This is a genomic window from Pseudomonas sp. K5002 (genome assembly GCF_013386655.1).
Lineage (GTDB): Bacteria > Pseudomonadota > Gammaproteobacteria > Pseudomonadales > Pseudomonadaceae > Aquipseudomonas.
Map to the genome: position 1 here is coordinate 1 of NZ_JACARK010000008.1, position 3071 is coordinate 3071.

General features: G+C 60.6%; 2 protein-coding genes and 1 pseudogene. All 3 read left to right on the forward strand.

Features of this window, described 5'->3' with window-relative positions; all coding sequences use genetic code 11:
• Positions 1-155: pseudogene (locus tag HX846_RS00285) on the forward strand (exodeoxyribonuclease VII large subunit); the annotation flags it as partial.
• 3 nt (positions 156-158) lie between these two features.
• Complete coding sequence (locus HX846_RS00290) at positions 159-980, forward strand: peptidoglycan DD-metalloendopeptidase family protein (RefSeq protein WP_008438272.1); 822 nt, start codon at positions 159-161, stop codon at positions 978-980.
• Between the two features lie 320 nt (positions 981-1300).
• Positions 1301-2980 (forward strand): 2-isopropylmalate synthase, encoded by a 1680-nt coding sequence (leuA, locus tag HX846_RS00295; protein ID WP_102605673.1) that lies wholly within the window; start codon positions 1301-1303, stop codon positions 2978-2980.
• Positions 2981-3071 lie beyond the last annotated feature (91 nt).

Genomic DNA, 3071 nt, shown 5'->3' on the forward strand with positions numbered 1-3071 from the left:
ACAGCATCTTGCTCGACGAACGCGGCCAGGCGATTCGCAACGCCGCGCAAACCCACACCGGGCAGCGCCTGACCGCGCGCCTCGGTGAAGGCCAATTGCAGGTACGGGTGGAAGACAACCACCTGACGCCCGTCACCCTCTCGTTACTGGATTGATTGATGCCACGCTTTTTAAGTTTGTTGATGCTGCTGTGCCTGACCTTTAACGCCCATGCCGACAGCTACATCACCCGGCTGCTGAACAAGCCGGTGCCCGGTGGCGTGGCGGTGGTCGACCTCGGCACTTCGGCCACAGCGCCCAAAGCCACCTACATGAACCGCCCAGTGCTGGTGGTGAAGGAGCAAAACAACTGGCTGGCGATTGTGGGCATCCCGCTGACGGTCAAGCCCGGCACCCAACGCATTACCAGCGGCAGCCAGAACCTGCCGTTTGTCGTGGGCTTCAAGAAATACCCCGAGCAGCACATCACCCTGAAGAACAAGAGCCAGGTGAACCCGGACCCGGCGCAACTCAAGCGCATCGAAGGCGAGCTGGCAGTCCAGCTCAAGGCCTATCGCAGTTTCAGCCCGAACACGCCGAGCAACCTGCTGCTGGACAAGCCGGTGAACGGGCCGCTGTCGAGCAAGTTCGGCGTGCGACGTTTCTTCAACGGCGAGGAGCGGAATCCGCATTCCGGCCTGGACTTTGCCGTGGGCGCCGGCACGCCGATCAAGACCCCGGCAGCGGGCAAGGTGATCCTGACCGGCAACTACTTCTTCAACGGCAACACCGTGTTTGTCGACCATGGCCAGGGCTTTATCAGCATGTTCTGCCATATGTCGAAGATTGATGTGAGCGTGGGCCAGCAACTGGCTCGTGGTGCAGTGGTGGGCAAGGTCGGTTCCACCGGCAGGGCGACCGGGCCGCATATGCATTGGAACATCAGCCTGAACGACGCACGGGTGGATCCGGCGATCTTTATCGGCGCGTTTCAGCCCTGATGCTCAATTGCGCACCCGGCAACGGGTGCGCAAACAAAACAACCCCGCGCACAATTCTCAACCATAAAATCTCGTTTTCCTCAGCAATAGCAGAACTTCTCTCAATTTTTTCCGACTGCTTGCCATCTTTCACCCCGGCGGTTAGGGTTGGACCTATGAAAACCTCTCACACCCTCATTCAGCTCCGCCAGCACCGCAGCCTGTGCCTAGTCAGCGCACGACTGCCAGGCTGAATCGATCTGCCTCGTCTTCTGCTTTATCCCCAATAACAGTTTTACGGCAGGCCGCCTTTTCTCGGCCCCTAGACAAAGGATTTCCCGATGAGCATGCTCAAAGACCCGTCTTCGAAGTACCGCGCGTTCCCGACCATTGATATCCCGGACCGCACCTGGCCTTCGAAAACCATCACCACCGCGCCGATCTGGTGCAGTTCCGACCTGCGCGACGGCAACCAGTCGCTGATCGAACCGATGGACGCGGTGAAAAAGCTGCGTTTCTGGAAGACCCTGGTGGCCGTCGGTGTGAAGGAAATAGAAGCCTCCTTCCCGGCTGCGTCGCAAACCGATTTCGACTTCGTGCGCACCCTGATCGAAGACAATCACATCCCCGCGGACACCACCATCCAGGTGCTGACCCAGGGCCGTGAAGACTTGATCGCGCGCACCTTCGAATCCCTGCGCGGGGCGAAGAAAGCCATCGTTCACTTGTACAACGCCACCTCGCCGTCGTTCCGCCGCATCGTGTTCAACCAGGACAAGGACGGCATCAAGGCGATCGCGGTCAACGCGGCCAAGCTGTTCGTCAAATACGCCGCCCAGCAGCCGGAAACCCAGTGGACCTTCGAATACTCGCCAGAGACGTTCAGCGCCACTGAGCTTGAGTTCGCCAAGGAAGTCTGTGACGCGGTGATCGAGGTCTGGAACCCGACGCCTGAGCACAAGGTGATCCTCAACCTGCCAGCCACCGTCGAGTGCGCCACCCCGAACATCTATGCCGACCAGATCGAGTGGTTCGGTCGTCATATCAACCGTCGCGACAGCGTGATCATCAGCCTGCACACCCACAACGACCGTGGCACCGGCGTAGCCGCCACCGAGTTGGGCCTGATGGCCGGCGCCGACCGTGTCGAAGGCTGCCTGTTCGGCAACGGCGAGCGTACCGGTAACGTCGACCTGGTCACCGTGGCCTTGAACATGTACACCCAGGGCCTCGACCCTCAGCTGGACTTCTCCGACATCGACGGCATCCGCAAGGTAGTCGAAGAGTGCAACCAGATCCCGGTGCACCCGCGTCACCCGTACGTCGGCGACCTGGTTCACACCGCCTTCTCCGGCTCCCATCAGGACGCGATCCGCAAGGGCTTCACCCAGCAGAAAGACGACGCCTTGTGGGAAGTGCCGTACTTGCCGATCGACCCGGCCGACATCGGCCGCAGCTACGAGGCGGTGATCCGCGTCAACAGCCAGTCGGGCAAAGGCGGCATCGCCTACCTGCTGGAGCAGGAATACGGCATCAGCTTGCCGCGCCGCATGCAGATCGAGTTCAGCCAGGTGGTACAGGCCGAAACCGACCGCGTGGGCCTGGAGATGACCGCCGCGCAGATCTACAGCTTGTTGCAGCGTGAATACCTGCAAGCCAACATTCCTTACGCGCTGGTCAGCCATCGCTTGCAGGAAGAGAACGGCAACAGCTCGGTGGAAGTTGAAGTCTCCGGCAAGGGCCAGGGCGAAACCAACCTGCGCTGGCACGGCAAAGGCAACGGCGCCCTGGAAGCGCTGGTGGCCGGGCTGCCGATTGGTGTGGAGATCATGGATTACAACGAACATGCGATTGGCGCCGGCACCAATGCCAAGGCGGCGGCCTACATCGAGCTGCGAGTGAACGGTGAGCGTCCGGTGCATGGCGTGGGCATTGATGAAAACATCACCACGGCGAGCTTCAAGGCGGTGTTCAGCGCGCTGAACCGCTCGTTGAGCCAGCTGGAAGCGAAAGCGGCATAAACACTGACCGCTGAAATGCAAAAGGCCCCGGGATGAGAATCCAGGGGCCTTTTTTATGATCGTTCCCACGCTCCGCGTGGGAATGCAGCTC

Coding starts and splice junctions, on each gene's coding strand:
- HX846_RS00290 (WP_008438272.1), top strand. CDS start 159: ATGCCACGCTTTTTAAGTTTGTTGATGCTGCTGTGCCTGACCTTTAAC.
- leuA (WP_102605673.1), top strand. CDS start 1,301: ATGAGCATGCTCAAAGACCCGTCTTCGAAGTACCGCGCGTTCCCGACC.